Here is an 18,885-nt window from a genome sequence, read left to right on the forward strand (position 1 = left end):
ACTAATATTCTCTAGCTTCTTCTTCACCTCTCAAGACTCTTAAAATTCCATAGGCTAAAGATTCCATTTCATTTTCTCCTGGCATTATTTCAACTGGTGCAATATATTCAACACGTTTTTTAATCCATGAAGTAATCAGATTAGAGTATGCAATTCCCCCTGTTAATATGATCAAATCCACTTTCCCTTCTACTACAGTTGCAAGTTCTCCTATGCCTTTAGCAATCTGATAAGCCATAGCCTCATAGATCAACTTTGCTTTTTCATCACCATCTTCAATCATCTTCTCAACTTCCCTAGCATCTAGTGTTCCTAGATAAGCTCTTAATCCGCCATTTCCTCTTAGCTTTTTTTGCATGGTGCTCTTATCGTATTGACCTGAGTAACATAATTCTATAAGCTCTCTACATGGTACCCTTCCTGCTCTCTCCGGTGAAAAAGGGCCTTCATCATCGGAGATAATATCTACTATTTGCCCTTTTTCATGAACATTTAGCGATATTCCACCACCTAAGTGAGCGGCAACGATATTCATGTCTTGATATCTTCTGCCATGTTTTTTAGCTGCCTTTATAGCCATAGCTCTAGTGTTTAGTACATGGCAAGTGCTGGTTCTTTCTATATCTGGCATGCCTGATATTCTTGCTATATCGTGTAACTCATCGGTTCTTACCGAATCATATATATAAGCCTTAACTCCAGCAGATTTTGCTATTGCATAAGCAATGGGCGCTCCTAAATTTGAGGCATGTTCCATAGCTGGTCTATTCTCAAGAGTATCAAGCATCTCTTTATTTACGATATAGGCTCCAGATTTCACCGGTGGAAGCATACCTCCCCTTCCTACTATAGCCGATAATTTGCGAATATCATAGCCTTTATCTTCCAAAAACTGCATTACTAAGTCTTTTCTCATTTCATATTGTTCTTGGACATTTTGAAATTTTTCAATGACTTCGATAGGGTGATCTAAGGTTTCGGTAAAAACTTCTCTTTCATCTTCATATAGTGCTATTTTGGTTGAAGTTGAACCTGGATTAATAGCCAGTATCTTATAGCTCATCATAGGTCTCCTTTCTTCCTCGTGAAATACTTATTTATTTAATACTGCTTTAAGTTCAGTAATAAATTTCTCCGTCTGCTCTACTGTTCCAGTACTAACCCTAAGCCAGTTATCCCATCCCCATAGATATCCTGGTCTTATGATTACTCCTCTTTTCATTAGCTCTTCAAAAGCTTCCTTAGAATGGGTTCCAATATTAACCCATGTAAAGTTGGCATTGGATTTCACATATTCAAGTCCTAAACCGTCGAAAAATTCTTCCATCATTTCTAAGGACTTATAGTTCAATTCAACAGTTTTTTCAATATGCTCTTGATCCTTTAATGCTCCTAAAGCTGCAACCTGAGCAAGTCTGTTTACGTTAAATACTCCTTTAACCTTACTCATCTCTGTAGCTATTTCCTTAGATGTAAGGGCAAATCCCACACGTACAGCCGCTATACCAGTAACTTTGGAGAAGGTTCTTAAAATTACAGTATTTGGCCTTTTCTTTAATATGTCTAATGTTTCTGGATAATCTGGATTGATTCTAGCAAAATCATAATACGCTTCGTCAAATACAATGACTATATCTTCAGGTACATTGTCAACCAGGTAGCTTATCTCATCTTTTGTCATTATATTAGGTATAGGATTATTTGGATTGCACACATATATTATCTTTGTTTTTTCATTTATATTTTCAACAAAGGCTTCAAAATCATGCTTATAATCTTTAAGGGGAAGCTTTACTGGTATTCCCCCCATATGAGCTACACTATTAGCGTATATACCAAAAGTAGTTCCAGCCATAATTGCTTCATCGCCAGGATTGATGAAGGTTTGAGCTATTATTTGTAAAACCTGTTCACCACCATTGCCCACAACTATATTTTCCCAGTCCAATCCATATTTCTTAGCTAGTTCCCGCCTTAATTCCATAGCCCCAGCATCAGGATAGACATTTAAATTTTCCAATTCATTTTTTATAGCTTCAACAGCTTTTGGAGATGGCCCCAATTGATTTTCATTAGAGGCTAGCTTTACCACATGGGTCAATCCATATTCCTTTTGTACCTCTTCTATAGGTTTGCCAGGTACATAAGGTTGTAATTTAGATAATTCGTTTTTAAATAAGTTTTTAGACATATTATCATTCTCCTTTATTATTTTTCGCAGAACAATCTATCTCATTAATTTATGATTATACAGCATCTTTACCCTTCTCAAATGCCTTTAAATTTATATTCACAAACTTTTCTTTTACATTATCTTTTATGGCTTTTTCCCAGTCTATATCCGATAAATCCATGGCTTTAACTAATGCTCCAAGTAATACAATATTCATGACTTTCATATTTCCTAATTCCTCTGCAATTTCTGCTGCATTTATTACGCTAGTATTTGCTTTGCTTTTAATTATATTTATTACTCCCTCTGGGTAATCCTTTTTACCCATAAGTATAGGTGCTGAAGGTATTTCATAGTCATTTACCACAATCTTGCCTTCAGGTTTTAAATACTCTAGCCATCTTAGGGCTTCCATGGTTTCAAAAGAAACTAATACATCTGCTTCGCCTCTGCCTATAATAGGCGAAGACACACTATCCCCATATCTTACTTGTGTAGAAACACTGCCTCCTCTTTGTGCCATACCATGTATCTCAGACATTTTTACATCATAACCTGCTTCAACAAGTCCTGCAGATAAGATTTTACTAGCGAGAATTGTCCCTTGTCCTCCTACCCCTACTAATAATATACTTTTTGTTTCTGTCATTTTATTCACCCACCTTGCTTATTGCTTTTACTGGACATACTTGCATACATACCTCACAGCCTACACATTGTGTTTCATCAATGCTTGACTTTTTAGCTTCTTTATCAAAATATATTGCTGGACAACCTGTATTTACACACATTTTACAGCCAATACATTTCTCTTGATCTACCTCACATACACCTGGTACATATTCAAATTCCTCTTTATCATATTCAGATAATCTCTTTAGTGCACAAGGCCATCTTGAAATAATTACTGAAGGTTCATCAAGATCATAAGCCCAATCAAAAGCTTCCTTGAGTTCATCTAATTTTAGTGGATTAATAGTTTTCACATGTTTAATTCCTAAAGCCTTAACAATCTCAGGAATATTTGCCATCTTAGTAGGTTCGCCTTGAAGGGTATAGCCAGTCCCTGGATTGTCCTGGTGTCCAGTCATACCAGTTACTCTATTGTCAAGTATACAGGTAATAGTATTGCTATTGTTGTATACTACATCTAATAGGCTAGTCATTCCAGAGTGGAAGAAAGTGGAATCGCCAATAACACTTACTACTCTCTTCTCATCATTATATTTATCTATTAATCTCTCCATACCATGTCCTAAACTAACACTAGCCCCCATGCATATGGTTGTATCCATTGCATTTAGTGGTTCTGCCCCACCTAGTGTATAGCATCCTATATCTCCAGATATTATAGTATTCTTTCTTTTACTTAGCTCATAGAAAAATCCTCTATGTGGACAACCTGCACATAAAGTAGGAGGTCTATTTACCACAATGGATTTATCATAATCTATAGTTTCCCTTTCCTTATCAAGGAGGGATCTTTCAATAATCTCTGGATTTAGTTCCCAGATATTAGGGATCTTGTCCTTCCCCTTACAGTCAATACCGGCAGCCTTAATTTGTTCTTCCATGAAGGGTTCCAATTCCTCTACTACATATAGGGTGTCTACTTCCCCGGCAAATTTTCTTATTTTCTCCATTGGAAGAGGATAGGTAAAACCTAGTTTCAAGTAAGATGCATTGTTTTTAAATATTTCCTTAGCATATTGGAAAGCTACTCCAGATGAAATTATGCCTATTTTTTTGTCATTCCATTCAATATAGTTTAAATCCGTTTCGTTAGAGAATTCTTCTAATCTTTTAAGCCTTTCTTCTACTTTTACATGCAATTGTTTTGCAACTGCAGGAGCTACATAGTATTTCATCAAATTCTTTTCATATGGTTTTAGAGGAACTTCTTTTCTTTCGCCTACTTCTACTAAGGATTTGCTATGACATATCCTAGTAGTCAATCTCATCAAAACAAGGGTGTCAAATTGTTCACTTATTTCCATAGCAGCCTTAACCATATCCTTAGCCTCCTGGCTATCACTTGGCTCTATCATGGCTACTTTTGCAGATTTTGCATAGTATCTATTGTCTTGTTCATTTTGGGATGAGTGAAGTCCAGGATCGTCAGCAGTAATCAATACCATTCCTCCATTGACCCCTGTATAGCCTGCAGTAAAGAATGGGTCAGCAGCCACATTTAAACCTACATGCTTCATAGCAGCAAGGGATCTAGCTCCAAATATGGAAGCGCCTAAAGCTGATTCTAATGCCACTTTTTCATTTGGTGCCCACTCTGCAATTATTTCTTCTTTATAAGTAGCTATATTTTCTAATATCTCTGTACTTGGTGTTCCAGGATATGCAGCGGCGTAATGGAGACCAGCTTCATAAGCTCCAAGGGCTATAGCTTCATTTCCTGTCAATAGCTTTTTCATTGAATGTCCTCCTTTTCGTCAATTAATATTTTGTGTGAAAAGGTTTTCCTTGCATTGGAAAAACTTTATATAATATATTGTCGATAAAAATTTGAAGGGCACAGAAAGGAAAACCATATATATATTATATCACACCAATTTAGTCTCAAAAACTCAAACTCAATAATAATTAAAATGCAAATTACATGCCATCAATTATATTTTCAAAATTCCAGTAGCAGTTAAAAATACAAATATTAATAATATGGGAACAACATATTTAGTTAAATTATACCAAACATTAAATAATCCAAATTCAAATTTACCATTACTAGTAATTTCATCTTTAGCAACTTGTTTGTCCCATACCCAACTAATCACCAAAGCTCCAGCTAACCCGACTAAAGGCATGGAAATATTGGAAACAAAATAATCATATAGATCAAAGAGCCCTAAACCAAATATTTCAACATGACTCCATCCTCCAAAACTCATTAATGGTGGAATACCTAAAAGTATTACAACTATGCTCATAATAATAACTGCTTTTTTTCTTTTTATCTTTTTCTTCTCAATAAGATAGGTTACAGATACCTCTAACATGGAAATAGAGGATGTTAAGGCAGCAAGAAAAAAGAACACGAAAAATATAGCTGCAAAAAGAGCTCCAAAAGGCATTTGCCCAAAAACACTTGGTAAAGTTACAAAAACTAAACCTGGACCTTCACCTGGAGATACTCCAAATGCAAATACAGCAGGCAAAATAGCAAGTCCGGCTAAGAGGGCTACAAAAGTATCGGCTATTACAACTGAATATGTAGCCTTAGGTAAACTTTCATCTTTACTTAGATAACTTGCATAAGTTGCCATAGCTCCTGAACCAAGACTTAAAGTAAAAAATGCTTGCCCTACTGCAGCAACAAAAGTTGAACCTGTTACTTTAGAAAAGTCTGGCTTTAAGTACCAAATTACACCTTCCTTTGCACCTGGAAGTGTAACAGAACGAATGACTAATACAATTAGCAACACAAACAATGCAGGCATTACAATAGAAGAGACTTTTTCTATCCCTTCCGTTATACCTTTCATTATAATTATTGTGTTCACTGCTAAAAATAAAATTGTAAATATAGCAACTTGAGGAGAATTAACAACAAAATTGCCAAAGGTTGCTTCTACTTGTGCTGAACTTAAACCAATTAATTTGCCTGATATAGTTTGAATAAAATAATAGATTGACCATCCGCCGATTATATTATAGAAAGACAAGAGAACTGTAACCGCTATCATCGAAAGATATCCAGGAATTTTAAATCTTTTATCGTACTGACCATATGCTTCAACAACATCTGAGCCTCCATGTCTACCTATAGCCATCTCAGTCAGTGCAATAGTAGCTCCAATTATAAAAATACTTACTAAATAAATTATGACAAATGCACCACCACCATGGACACCTGTGATATATGGAAATCTCCATATATTACCTAAGCCTACTGCAGAACCAGCTACCGCCATGATAAACCCAAATCTTGATTTAAACTGTTCTCTATTATCTTTTGTTTCAAATTCCGTATTGTTCACAATAATCCCCCTTTATTTTTTATTTTGTTGATTATATAAAATAACTTAATTAGATTATCCATAATCCATGTATATTACCTCCTTTCCAAATTTGAATATATTGCATATTTCAGCAACTAGGTATAAGAATCACTTCCATTGATATAATTATGCAGGTTTTATGCCAAAGTAATAATAGTTAAAATATTGTGAATATTTTAACTATTATTTGTATGGACACCTCTTAACTTCTTAGATATTATTTTATAACAATAATTTTATGTAATGATTTATGGGTTAAATGGTATCATAAAATGATACCATTTAACCCAATCTTATATATTCCAATATATTTAATCCTTCCTTGGTTATTACCGTACCAGCTCGTCCTTTATTTACCTTTACCATTTGTAACTTTTCTAATTCTATCAACATTCTTCTTGTCTCTTGTTCACTTAAAAAAATTCCATTTAATTTTGCCTTTTTGTGAATGCTCCTTCTCCCTAATCTTCTATTATCAATATAAGCCTTTTTTAATTCTTCTAATACGAAAATATATTTTCTTAAATCATCACCAGTAGTTTCTAAAAACTCTATCATAATTTCTCTTTGTATCTGAATGTCCATTTCACTATCCGTATTTTCTTCATATTCAAATGGTAGATCCTTTGCATCTATTATTTTTAGATCTAAATTGACAAGATATTCTACACAATTTATTAGTTCTCTTACATTTCCATCCCAATTATGACTCAATAACAACTCTTTTGCCTTTTCTGTCAATACAAAATTACCATTAAATTGTTTTTTCGTTTCCTCAAACAAGAATAATATATCTTCTTTTCTATTTCTTAAGGGAGGTATTTTTAAGGGTAAGACGTTTAATCGATAATATAGGTCTTCCCTAAACTTCCCTTCATTGACCATGCTTTTTAAATTCTTGTTTGTAGCTGCTATCACCCTAAAATCCACATTTATTATACTGTCCCCTCCTAGTCGTACTACTTCTTTTTCCTGAAGAACCCTGAGAAGCTTAACTTGGAGATTCATAGGAATCTCAGCAATTTCATCTAAAAATAAAGTTCCATTATGAGCTAGCTCAAAAAGTCCAGGTTTGCCGCCTTTACGTGCACCAGTAAAAGCACCTTCTTCGTAGCCAAACAATTCACTTTCCAAAAGACTTTCAGGAAAAGCACCACAGTTAACAGCTACAAAGGGATAATTTTTCCGTGGTGAACTATTATGAATTGCTTGGGCAAATAGTTCTTTTCCTGTTCCTGTTTCTCCGGTAATCAATATTGAAGAGTTAGAATTTGCCATTCTTTTAGCAATGCTTTTACTCTTATTAATAGCACTGCCTTTGCCCATTATGTCATTAAATTGATATTTTGCCACATGCCCTTTTCCAACTAACTGCTTTCTTATCTTATGCTGTTTTTTCTCAGTATCTTTGTATTTTCTCATTATTGCAACGGCGCCATAGGGTTTGTTTGAATGGACTAAAGGGCTCACAGACACTACAACATACTCTCCATGTATTATAATTATTTTTTCTTCTATGGATTCTAAGGTTTTGAGAACATGCTTGAAGGGTATACGAGGAAATAATTCTATTCCATTTTTGTTAATAACATCATCTTCTGTAAGGCCAATAATTTTTTCTGCATTCTCATTACATAAGAATATATTTCCTGCAGGGTTTATGCCAATAACTCCTGCATCAATAGTCTGAAGCAATATATCTAATTGACTTTCACGACTGTTAAGCATTCCCAAAATTTCTTCTAATCCAAAGTTTGCAGATTCTACTTCCACATAACTTCTTGAAATGTCTTGCCTGTTTAACATATGAATTAGATCGAATTTGATTCCTATATCGATTATAGTATTAAAATCTAATAAACTATTCCCTATGTTAATAATGTTTTTTGCATAGGATGGCAAATGATCAGATTGCCCTAAAACAATTATGGGTTTCTCACTAATATTTTGTTTCTTCACTGCCCAATAAGATTCCAAGCTAATATGTCTTACACCTAATTGGTAGATTACTGATATCATCTGCTCTGTCATTTCGGGGCTCTCGTCAATTACAATTACTTCACTATCTTTTTCAATCCCCATTATCTTCTGTAAACCTGACCGAGGTATTGTCCTATTAGCAAATATTATATCAATATCTTTCTTTATATATTTTCTTATCTTTTCAAACATATCATAAGAAGGAACAAGTACTACATCTGTATCTATACTTTTGATAGTTTTCATATCATCCATGGCAATCTTATTGACAATAATATTTTTCGAAAATAAAGCTTTTATTTGTGCATAGTATGAGTTTACCGACTCTATGCTGTAACTTACAATAGCCAAGGTTTTTCTCATAAGATTTTCCACCCATTTCTTATTTTCTATACTCAAATTTATCATAAAGGAGCCAATCATTCAATTTAATAATATAAAAAGACACGAGATTTTGTAGTATATTACACCTCGTGTCTTTTTTTATTAGTTCACACTTTCTAATATCTCATCTATATTATCCAAGCCCTCTATTAGCTCTGGCAATATTTCATATACATCCCCTACTATCCCATAGTCTGCTACCTTAAATATAGGTGCATCTTTATCTTTGTTTATAGCTATAATAACCTCTGATTCCTGCATTCCAGCTAAATGTTGTATAGCTCCCGAAATCCCACAAGCAATGTATAGTGTAGGCCTTACGGTCTTACCGGTTTGACCAACTTGATGGGATTGATCTATCCAGCCTGCATCTACTGTGGCACGGCTAGCTCCTACTACTGCCCCTAGTTTTTCTGCTAATTCTTCTATTAGCTTGAATCCTTCAGGATCCCCTAATCCCCTACCACCAGATACTATGATATTGGCATCTTCTAATTTTACTTGAGCTTTTGCCCCCTTAGCCACTTCCAATACCCTAGCTTTTATATCTTCCTCTTTTAAATTAGGAATGAACTTCTCTATGTTCCCTATTCTAGTTTCATCATATTTAGCCTTCTCCATAACCCCTGGTCTCACTGTTGACATCTGTGGCCTATGGTTTGGGCAAATAATAGTTGCCATTAGATTTCCACCAAAAGCAGGACGGGTCTGTAACAACCTTCTGTTTTCCTTATCTACTTCCAATCTAGTACAGTCTGCAGTAAGTCCCGTATGTATTCTTGCAGAAATCCTTGGACCTAAGTCCCTTCCTATATTGGTAGCCCCGATTAACATTATCTCTGGTTTTTTCTCCTCAATCAATTCACATATTACCTTGGTATATCCATCAGTAGTATATACTTGTAAAAGCTCTGATTCTCCATATAATACATTATCTGCACCGTACTTGATAAGTTTCTCCGCCAAATCATCTACATCTTTCCCTAGAAGTATAGCTGTCAATTCCGCATTCAACTCATCAGCTATCTTTCTTCCTTCTCCAATTAACTCAATGGAAACATTGAGTAAATTTCCTTCCCTTTGCTCAGCAAATACCCAAACACCCTTATATTCATCTATATCTATGGTTTTTCTTTTACCTTCTTCTTTAATTATAGCTTCTTCGGGACAAACCTCTATACAATTACCACAGGCAGTACATTTATCCGTTACTACTGCCTTATCCTCTACCATATCTATAGCATCAAAGGGGCAGGTGTTAACACATATGCCACACCCTATGCATTTTTTACCGATAACTTTTACAGCCATATCTAATTCCTCCTTTCCAAAACCTATATGAATTTTTCTTCTTTTAGTCTTACAATCAGCTGTCGAGCTTGTTCCTTAGGACTTCCTTCTATTATTTCTGATTCTCCACCTCTTCCAGGAGGGGTAAAAGATTTGTTGACTTGAGTTGGTGAACCATCTAATCCTATATTGTCCTCATCAGCCTCTATATCTTTAGCGGAAAGAACTTTTATCCTATCCCCTTTGAATCCTTCATATATTCCCTTTATAGATGGATATCGAGGTTCGTTTAATTCCTTGATAGCAGTAATTAAGACCGGAAGTTCAGCCTCCACTACAAAATATCCGTCTTCAAGAGCTCTCTTGGCTTTTACCTTTCCACCTTGAAATTTCAAATCCTCCACATAGGTTATCTGAGGTATACTTAAATGCTCAGCAATCTGAGGTCCTACCTGAGCAGTATCTCCATCTATAGCTTGTCTTCCACAAAATATGATATCAAAGTCCCCTAGGGCCTTTATTCCTGCTGATAATGCAGTAGATGTAGCCCAAGTATCCGATCCAGCAAAGGCCCTATCGCTTAATAAAATCGCTTCATCTGCGCCCATAGCAATAGCTTCTACTAATGCTACTTCTGCTTGAGGTGGCCCCATGCTAAGTACCGTAACTTTCACATCTTCCAGTTCATCCTTTATCTTCAATGCTTCTTCTAGAGCATTTCTATCATCTGGATTTATGATACTAGGTACTCCTTCTCTGATTAAAGTTCCTTTAACTGGGTCTATCCTAACCTCATTGGTATCGGGAACTTGTTTAATACAGACTATAATTTTCATCAAAATACCTCCTCTATCTTTTATCTCAATAGATTGGCTGCAATAACCATTTGTTGAACTTGAGAAGTTCCTTCATATATTTCGGTAATCTTTGCATCCCTCATCATTCTCTCTACGGGATAATCCTTTGTAAATCCATACCCTCCATGAAGTTGCACGCACTTGGTAGTTACATCCATAGCTGTATTAGCTGCAAATAATTTAGCCATAGCTGCTTCTTTATTGTAGGGAAGATTGTTTGCTTTATTGTAGGCTGCTCTATATACTAATAATTTACTTGCTTCTATATCCGTGGCCATATCAGCTATCATCCACTGTAAACCTTGGAACTTAGCCAAAGGCCTTCCAAATTGTTCTCTTTCTTTTATATATTTTATGGTTTCTTCTAAAGCACCTTCTGCTATACCTAAGGCTTGGGCTGCAATACCTATTCGCCCACCATCTAAAGTCGACATGGCAATCTTAAAACCTTGTCCTTCTTTTCCTAGCAGATTCTCCTTGGGGACTATACAATCTCTGAATATTAATTCCGTAGTAGATGATCCACGAATGCCCATCTTATCTTCTACTTTACCTATACTAAATCCCGGGAAATCCTTTTCCACTATAAAAGCAGAAATACCTCTGGTACCCTTAGTCCTATCGGTCATAGCAAAAATAATATATACATCTGCTTCTCCGCCATTGGTAATAAATATTTTGGTTCCATTTAATATATAGTTATCCCCATCTAGTATTGCAACAGTCTGTTGGCCAGCAGCATCCGTACCAGCATCTGGTTCCGTCAATCCAAAGGCTCCTAGTTTTTCTCCCTTTGCTAAAGGTATTAAATATTTTTGTTTTTGCTCTTCCGTACCATATCTATATATAGGCCAACAACCTAGAGAAGTGTGGGCTGAACAAATAACTCCAGTGGTAGCACATACTTTTGATAATTCCTCTACTGCTATAGCATAGGCTACTTCATCTCCTCCTGCTCCTCCATATTCTACAGGAAAAGGTATGCCTAGCATGTTATATCTAGCCATCTTCTCTACCGTTTCCCTAGGAAACCTGCCTTCTTCATCAATTTCTGCAGCTATAGGTTGGACTTCGGACTCAGCAAATTTCCTCATAACTTCCCTTACCATTTCCTGTTCCCTTGATAAATTGAAATTCATATACTCCCCTCCCTAATATTAAGCTAAATCTCATATTATATTATAATCCATTTAGATGTTTATTTCCATAAAATTTGTTAAATTTTTATCTTTCAGACAATCCATTATTTATGGATAATACCCTTAAAAATACAAAAATGTCTATAATCCTAATATTTTATAGAATTATAGACATAATTTTATGTTGACAATTATAAATTTACGTCATTGTATTAACAATGTAATATGTTAAAAAAATGATTATAGCAAATAACTACAATCCCCTTAACTAATTACTAATCCCTAACATAATCAGATTTGTTGTTTAAGAAATAGGATAAGGTAAATAAGGATTCATTTAGATGGACATTCTCTATCACTATATCATCTTCTACCTTTAAGTCTGCTGGTGCAAAGTTCCAAATACCTTTTATTCCACTTTTCACATATACATCAGCAATATCCTGAGCATTTTCTTTAGGCGTAGTAATAATCCCTATTTCTACATTGTTTTCCTCGACGAACTCTTCTAGCTCATCTACATCTCTTATTTCTATATCCCTAATTTTCAATCCTATCAACTTAGGGTTTTTATCAAATAGGGAAAGCACTTTAAAGCCAGCATCTTCAAATCCTCTATAATTGGCTACTGCTTGCCCTAGATTTCCTGCACCAACTATTACAGTATTGTAGATTTTATCCAATCCCAATATCTTACCTAATTGGTGATGTAATTCCTCTACATTATATCCATAACCTTGCTGGCCAAAGCCGCCAAAGTTATTTAAATCCTGCCTTATCTGGGATGCCGTAAAACCAGTTAGCTTACTTAGCTCCTGGGATGATATCCTATTTATTCCTTTCCTAAGCAATTCACCTAAATATCTATAGTACTTAGGTAATCTACGAATAACAGTTATGGACACCCTGTTCTCTTTATCCATTGATTTACCCCCAATCATATCTAATATATATCTACTAATCGTTTTGTTTTAATTATAACAGATTGGTATTAATAGGTCAATTTATCCAATTAAAGCATTCTACTTCTATAGTATTCTACTTTTTTTAATAGTTAGTTCCAAATGCATATAAATTATTTAAATACTAATAATATTATTATCATAATCATATAGGAGGTTTTCTAATGGCTAGTAAAGAACAACTTAGAAAAATAGCTATTTATTGCGATTCCTATAACCAAAAAGAAGAAAATGCATTAAATATATCTTCTAATGTATATGAGGAAAAGTATGAAAGCTGTGAAAATTGTACTCATTTTACTAGGGATGGAAAATGTGATGTAGATTTAATAGATAAAGTTTTATCCAGTCTTGCTATGGAATTAGACCTAAAGAGATAGTCCTTACTTTTAAAGGGCTATTTTTTTTGGTAAAATAGATAGTATAGTATATAGAAAGTAGGAGATTTAATATGATAGTCCTTTCATGTAACAATATATCTAAAACCTATGGAATAGATGAAATATTGAAAGATATAAGCTTTACCGTAGAAGATGGTGATAAGATCGGCCTTATAGGATTAAATGGCTCAGGTAAAACTACCCTTTTCAATATATTAGCCGGAGAAACCCTTAGGGATAGTGGAGAAATATATATTCAGAAGGATTTAAAGATAGGTTATTTGAAACAACATACCCACATGGAAAGTAATGATTCCATGTTTGATGAATGTCTAAAAATATTTAAGCCCTTGATTCAAATGGAAAAGGACTTAAGAAGGATTGAACAGGAGATGAGCATAGAAGGTAGTAAGCCTAATTCTACTAAGTTGGAAAAACTTATGGATGATTATGCTCATCTTATGGAGAGCTTTAACAATAACAATGGATATGGTTACCAATCTGAAATTAGGGGGGTGTTAAAAGGATTAGGGTTTAGGGATGACGAGATGGGCAAAAGGGTAAACCTATTAAGTGGTGGTCAAAAAGCTAGATTGTCCCTGGCTAAATTACTGTTGGAGAAGCCAGATCTGCTATTGTTGGACGAACCTACCAACCACCTAGATATAGAGGCTATTAATTGGTTAGAAAATTATCTTAAAGAATACTCGGGGGCAGTCCTTATCATATCTCATGATAGATACTTTTTGGATAATGTGGTATCTAGAATATTTTTACTAGAAGACTTAAATATCAAAATATACAATATGAGCTACTCTAAATATATGAGACAGAGAAAAAAGGATATAGAAGTATTAAAGAAAAAGTATGAGGATCAACAAAAGGAAATAAAAAGACAGGAAGAGATTATAAGGAGATTTTCCAACTATGGTGGCAGCCGCTATATTAAACAAGCCCAATCTCGACAAAAGATGTTAGATAGAATGAAGACGATAGATAAACCAATGGATACTAAAAAGGCCAAGATAATCTTTGAACCAAAGGTAAAAAGCGGTAGAGATGTTTTAAGGGTTGAGGAGCTTGATAAATCCTTCCAAGATTTTAAACTATTAGAGGATATCAATTTTACTATATATAGGGGAGAAAAAGTAGGATTAATTGGCCCTAATGGTATTGGAAAAACTACCCTATTTAAAATGATATTAAATCAGATCCCTTACGAAAGTGGCCACATATCCCTAGGTCATCATGTCCATATTGGGTATTTCGATCAAGAACAGACTAGACTCAATCTGGACAATACCGTAATAGATGAAATATGGGATGACAATCCTAAATTGGATCACTATGAAATTCGCTCCATATTGAGTAGGTTTTTATTTATTGGTGACGATATATTTAAAGAAGTAGGGGAGTTAAGCGGTGGTGAAAGAGGCAGGCTTGCTCTTTTGAAAATGATGCTTTCCGATGCCAATTTCCTCCTTATGGATGAGCCAACCAACCATTTAGATATAGATTCAAAAGAGGTGTTAGAAGATGCCTTAATTGATTACGAAGGCACTTTGTTTGTAATATCCCACGATAGGTATTTTTTGAATAGAGTAGTGGACAAGATATTGGAATTAACGGAAGAAGGCATAAAGGAGTACATTGGAAATTACGACTATTATTTGGAAAAGAAAAACGAAGTCATACTTGAAGAAGAGGAAGATTACAAAACAAAGACTCAAATAAAATTGGAGCGAAAAAAGGAAAGGGAAAAATTAGAATCCATAAGAAAAAAGAAAAGAGAAATAACGAATTTGGAGAAGATGATTGAAGAAAAAGAAATGGATATGGAAAAACTTGATAGATTGCTTTGCGATCCAAATATATATGATGAACCAGATAAAATCCTGGAATTAACTAAGCAAAGAGAAACTTTGGAATTGAAAATAGATTCCCTTTATGAAAGGTGGATAATATTGACAGAAGAATAGTTTCCCCACATTATCCACAGATTATACACAGAATCCACAGAGTTATCCCCAGTAGTTTGTCCCAATATAGACAGATTACAAGGGGTTTTTCCCACATTATCCACATTTTTTTATAGTAAACCAAAACCTTTTCTGTGGAAATAATGTGGAAAAATTGTTGATAATTATCCTTTTAGCTCTAAATTTGGCTCTACATTTAGATAATAATTCGAAGTATGTCCTTTTTTATAATGGAAATAGGCAGCTGAACCAATCATAGCTGCGTTGTCTGTGCACAATACTCTAGAAGGATATAATATGTCTATACCCTCTTCTTTGCCTCTGTGTTTCATCAGATTCCTTAATCCTTCATTGGCTGCTACTCCACCAGCCATCACTATTTTATCCGATTTTCTTTCCTTGGCTAATCTAATGGTCTTTTCCACAAGTACTTCTATTACCGCTTGCTGAAAGGAAGCGGCAACATCTTTTACTACTATGTCTTCGTCCTTTTGCTTCATTTGATTTAAATAGTTTAAAACAGCAGTTTTTAATCCACTAAAGCTAAAATCATAGCTACCATTTTCTAAATATACCCGGGGGAAATCTATTGCATATTTGTCCCCTTCTTTAGAAAGCTTATCTATCAATGGTCCACCAGGATAGGATAAACCTAAAGCTCTAGCTACCTTGTCGAAGGCCTCTCCGGCTGCATCATCTCTAGTTCTACCTATCAGTTCATATTCAGTATAGGAATTAGCTTGGACTAAATAGGTATGCCCTCCTGATACTACTAAGCAGGTAAAAGGGGGTTCTAAATCCTTATGTTCAATATAGTTAGCACATATATGACCTTCAATATGATTTACTCCTACTATTGGTTTATCAATAGCATAGGCTATAGCCTTAGCACTGGATATGCCTACTAGTAAAGCACCTACCAATCCTGGGCCCTGGGTAACTCCTACTAGATCTATATCATGAAAGGTAATATTTGCCTCATCTAAGGCTTGTTGAATTATTAAGTTAATATTTTCAATATGCTTTCTTGAGGCTACTTCGGGAACTACGCCTCCAAATTGCCTGTGAATTTCAATTTGAGAAGATATTATATTGGATAATACTTCCCTACCACCTTTTAAAACTGAACAGGAAGTTTCATCACAGGATGTTTCTATGGCCAATGTTATAGTCATTTTACCACCTCACTAAAATTCAATAGTTTTCCACATGATTATTGCATCTTCATTATTATTCGTATAGTACCCTGGTCTAACTCCATATTCTTTAAAGCCATATTTTTTGTAAAGTCCCTTGGCTATTTCATTAGATTTCCTTACTTCCAAGGTAATAGCCTTAATATCTCTGTCTATACATAGTTGGATTAATCCTTCTAATAGCTTATTACCTAAACCCAATCCTCTATATTCCTTATCTACTGCAATATTTGTAATATGGCCTTCATCAATTATTAGCCAAATGCCTCCATAGCCTACAACCCTACCTTCTACCTCTACTACTATATACTTGGCCAATATATTTCTAGTCAGCTCTAATAAAAAGGCCTCCCTTGACCAAGGAGGAGAAAAGCTTTCCTGCTCTATTTCCACAATTCTATCTATATCCGACTCCTGCATTTCCCTAACGCATATGTCCATACTATCTACCCTTCTTTCTTAATTCTCTTTGAGCTTGGGATTCCCTCAGATAGTTTGGAACCAAATCATAATAATTGTCCCTATAGCCTTCTTTATATTTTATCAAGGCCAACTCTGCTATGCTTGATGCTCTACAGCTATTTAAATTTACTGGTGCTATATCTACTTTATCCTTAAGTATATCCATTATTATATCTTGATAAATAAAGGTTCCATTTCCGTTTACCATTATTTTGTCATAATCCTCTCTCAAAAGCTCCAACAGTTTATCCACTTTCATTATAGTAGGTTCTACTGCATTAATAAGATTGCCCTTAATTCTATTATATATGCCCGTATATACTCTATCCCTTCGGGCATCTATCATAGGTACTATATAGCCATCATAAGGTAGATTAAAGGCTAAGCCCTCCAAGGTAGAAACCCCTACAATAGGCTTATCAAACACATGAGCAAAAGATTTAACCGTAGCTATACCGATCCTTAATCCAGTAAAGGAACCAGGACCCGTAGCTACTCCAAATAGGTCTATATCCTCTATCCTTAGATTTAAATTGTCTAACATTTCCTTTATCATGGGAACTAAATTTTCCGAATGGGTCATTTCCTGATTTAGTGAAAATTCCCCCAATAGTCTGTCTTCATCTAATAGGGCACAGGTGGCCATCATCGTTGATGTGTCTACAGCTAATGTCTTCAATCTAAATTCAACTCCTTATGCAATTGTTTAAATCTATCTCCTTCTCCATATAGATAAATAATTCTTTCATCTAATCCTACACCTTTTTCAATTTGTAAATTGATTCTTTCTTTGGGAAGAACCTCTTCTATTTTATCTCCCCATTCTATAATGCAAACCCCATTGGAATAAAAATATTCTTCAAAACCCAAATCGTATAAATCTACAGCACCTTCTAATCTATATACATCAAAATGATAAAGCATAGTTCTTCCCTTATATTCATTTATCAGCGTAAAAGTAGGGCTAGTTATATAATCCTCCACCCCTAAGCCCTTGCCTATGGATTTAGTCAAAGTGGTTTTTCCTGCACCTAGATCTCCCGTTAAAGAGATAATATCTCCAGGCTTTAGTAGACTACCTAATCTCTCTCCAAACTTTTCAGTTTCCTTTAATCCCTTTAATACTATTCTTACCATCTAATCAACCTTCCTATTCCTCAAACTACCTATTATTATAGCATTTAGTCATTCAATGCACAATAAATAAGCGGGTAATCTACCCGCTAGTTATAATTCCTTATCCTTTAAGTATTGGCGATATCCTTTTATATAGTAATATAGTAATCAAACTTACTACAGCTCCCTTTAATAGATTGAAAGGTACTACAGCAAAAATAATAAGGCTCTTTAAATCCACTACATACCTATTCACCGCTCCACTTATAGTAATAATCTTATCTAAAGGCATTCCAAAAGCCTTCGCATAAAAAGGTATCATAATATAATAATTCGCTATGGATATAGCTACAGTCATAGCTATAGTTCCTGTTATCAAACCTATTACTGCATTTTTAAAAGTCTTCTCTCTATAGTAAATTAGGCCTGCTACATATGCAAATACACTACCTACTACAAAGTTAGCCAGCTCTCCTACAGCTGCAGTATTAGTCCCAGCTAATAATATCTTCAATAGGTTTTTAACCAATTGGACTATAACTCCTGCCATAGGCCCTAAGGCGAAGGAACCAATTAGCGCTGGTACATCAGATACGTCAAATTTCAAGAAAGGTGGCGTAAACCATAGGGGAAAATCCAACAACATAAGGACGAATGCTATAACCCCTAGTACTGCAATTTTTACCATGGTCTTAGTATTAAAATCTTCCTTTCTTAATGTGTACATAAAAATCCCTCCAAGTAATTATTTCTTCAGGGATACGATAAAAATAAAACAAGCCCCGAAATTTCCTCGGGGCGTGACTAGACTCACTTAATAGATTAAGTATAATCTTCTCCCATCCAGACTTTAACTGTCGGCCTTGGAATTTCACCAAATCAACTGAATTAACCAGCTCGCGGGCTATACCGCCGGTGAGGAATTGCACCTCGCCCTGAAGATATTTATTTAGT

General features: G+C 34.9%; 17 protein-coding genes and 1 riboswitch. Of the genes, 2 read left to right on the plus strand and 15 right to left on the minus strand.

Annotated features, from left to right (window positions below):
- Nucleotide 1 precedes the first annotated feature (1 nt).
- The 10 genes from buk to C3E88_RS09390 all read right to left on the minus strand — a co-directional run bounded on the left by buk (nt 2) and on the right by C3E88_RS09390 (nt 12,759).
- Nucleotides 2-1,063 carry a butyrate kinase gene (gene buk, locus C3E88_RS09345; protein WP_236909916.1) on the minus strand — a complete coding sequence of 354 codons (1,062 nt, stop codon included), beginning with the start codon at nt 1,061-1,063 and terminating at the stop codon, nt 2-4.
- Nucleotides 1,064-1,093: 30 nt separating this feature from the next.
- Entirely contained in the window at nt 1,094-2,191 is a 1,098-nt protein-coding gene (hisC, locus tag C3E88_RS09350; RefSeq protein WP_236909917.1) for a histidinol-phosphate transaminase, read from the minus strand.
- A gap of 55 nt (nt 2,192-2,246) precedes the next feature.
- Nucleotides 2,247-2,822, minus strand: coding sequence for an indolepyruvate oxidoreductase subunit beta (locus C3E88_RS09355; RefSeq protein WP_236909918.1), 576 nt, complete (start codon nt 2,820-2,822; stop codon nt 2,247-2,249).
- Nucleotide 2,823: 1 nt separating this feature from the next.
- Nucleotides 2,824-4,602, minus strand: coding sequence for an indolepyruvate ferredoxin oxidoreductase subunit alpha (gene iorA / locus C3E88_RS09360; RefSeq protein ID WP_236909919.1), 1,779 nt, complete (start codon nt 4,600-4,602; stop codon nt 2,824-2,826).
- A gap of 195 nt (nt 4,603-4,797) precedes the next feature.
- Nucleotides 4,798-6,165, minus strand: coding sequence for a sodium-dependent transporter (locus tag C3E88_RS09365; RefSeq protein ID WP_236909920.1), 1,368 nt, complete (start codon nt 6,163-6,165; stop codon nt 4,798-4,800).
- A 303-nt stretch (nt 6,166-6,468) separates the two neighbouring features.
- Complete coding sequence (locus tag C3E88_RS09370; protein WP_236909921.1) at nt 6,469-8,529, minus strand: sigma-54 interaction domain-containing protein; 2,061 nt, start codon at nt 8,527-8,529, stop codon at nt 6,469-6,471.
- 123 nt (nt 8,530-8,652) lie between these two features.
- Entirely contained in the window at nt 8,653-9,861 is a 1,209-nt protein-coding gene (locus C3E88_RS09375) for an electron transfer flavoprotein subunit alpha (RefSeq protein WP_236909922.1), read from the minus strand.
- Nucleotides 9,862-9,884: 23 nt separating this feature from the next.
- Nucleotides 9,885-10,676 carry an electron transfer flavoprotein subunit beta/FixA family protein gene (locus C3E88_RS09380; protein ID WP_236909923.1) on the minus strand — a complete coding sequence of 264 codons (792 nt, stop codon included), beginning with the start codon at nt 10,674-10,676 and terminating at the stop codon, nt 9,885-9,887.
- Nucleotides 10,677-10,696: 20 nt separating this feature from the next.
- Nucleotides 10,697-11,836, minus strand: a complete 1,140-nt coding sequence (locus C3E88_RS09385) for an acyl-CoA dehydrogenase (protein WP_236909924.1) — start codon at nt 11,834-11,836, stop codon at nt 10,697-10,699.
- A 275-nt stretch (nt 11,837-12,111) separates the two neighbouring features.
- Entirely contained in the window at nt 12,112-12,759 is a 648-nt protein-coding gene (locus tag C3E88_RS09390) for a redox-sensing transcriptional repressor Rex (protein ID WP_236909925.1), read from the minus strand.
- A 203-nt stretch (nt 12,760-12,962) separates the two neighbouring features.
- Between C3E88_RS09390 and C3E88_RS09395 the strand changes: the two genes are divergently transcribed.
- Both C3E88_RS09395 and C3E88_RS09400 read left to right on the plus strand, forming a co-directional pair.
- Nucleotides 12,963-13,178, plus strand: a complete 216-nt coding sequence (locus C3E88_RS09395; protein WP_236909926.1) for a hypothetical protein — start codon at nt 12,963-12,965, stop codon at nt 13,176-13,178.
- Between the two features lie 71 nt (nt 13,179-13,249).
- The gene (locus tag C3E88_RS09400) at nt 13,250-15,157 is read left to right on the plus strand and encodes an ABC-F family ATP-binding cassette domain-containing protein (protein ID WP_236909927.1); all 1,908 of its coding nucleotides are present in this window, start codon (nt 13,250-13,252) and stop codon (nt 15,155-15,157) included.
- A 164-nt stretch (nt 15,158-15,321) separates the two neighbouring features.
- Here C3E88_RS09400 and tsaD read toward each other — a convergent pair whose 3' ends face one another.
- The 5 genes from tsaD to C3E88_RS09425 form a co-directional block, all read right to left on the minus strand.
- Nucleotides 15,322-16,332, minus strand: coding sequence for a tRNA (adenosine(37)-N6)-threonylcarbamoyltransferase complex transferase subunit TsaD (tsaD, locus tag C3E88_RS09405; protein WP_236909928.1), 1,011 nt, complete (start codon nt 16,330-16,332; stop codon nt 15,322-15,324).
- A 12-nt stretch (nt 16,333-16,344) separates the two neighbouring features.
- Nucleotides 16,345-16,794 carry a ribosomal protein S18-alanine N-acetyltransferase gene (gene rimI, locus C3E88_RS09410; protein ID WP_236909929.1) on the minus strand — a complete coding sequence of 150 codons (450 nt, stop codon included), beginning with the start codon at nt 16,792-16,794 and terminating at the stop codon, nt 16,345-16,347.
- A gap of 1 nt (nt 16,795) precedes the next feature.
- Nucleotides 16,796-17,494: a tRNA (adenosine(37)-N6)-threonylcarbamoyltransferase complex dimerization subunit type 1 TsaB gene (gene tsaB, locus C3E88_RS09415; RefSeq protein ID WP_236909930.1), complete on the minus strand. Its 699-nt coding sequence runs from the start codon at nt 17,492-17,494 to the stop codon at nt 16,796-16,798.
- Nucleotides 17,491-17,952, minus strand: coding sequence for a tRNA (adenosine(37)-N6)-threonylcarbamoyltransferase complex ATPase subunit type 1 TsaE (gene tsaE, locus C3E88_RS09420; protein ID WP_236909931.1), 462 nt, complete (start codon nt 17,950-17,952; stop codon nt 17,491-17,493). Before tsaE ends, tsaB begins: the two co-directional genes overlap by 4 nt.
- A 100-nt stretch (nt 17,953-18,052) precedes the next feature.
- The gene (locus tag C3E88_RS09425; RefSeq protein WP_236909932.1) at nt 18,053-18,658 is read right to left on the minus strand and encodes an ECF transporter S component; all 606 of its coding nucleotides are present in this window, start codon (nt 18,656-18,658) and stop codon (nt 18,053-18,055) included.
- A gap of 100 nt (nt 18,659-18,758) precedes the next feature.
- Nucleotides 18,759-18,878, minus strand: a riboswitch (FMN riboswitch).
- Nucleotides 18,879-18,885: the final 7 nt, after the last annotated feature.

The sequence above is a fragment of the Clostridium sp. Cult3 genome (assembly GCF_021655115.1).
Taxonomy (GTDB): Bacteria; Bacillota; Clostridia; order Tissierellales; family Tepidimicrobiaceae; genus PPXY01.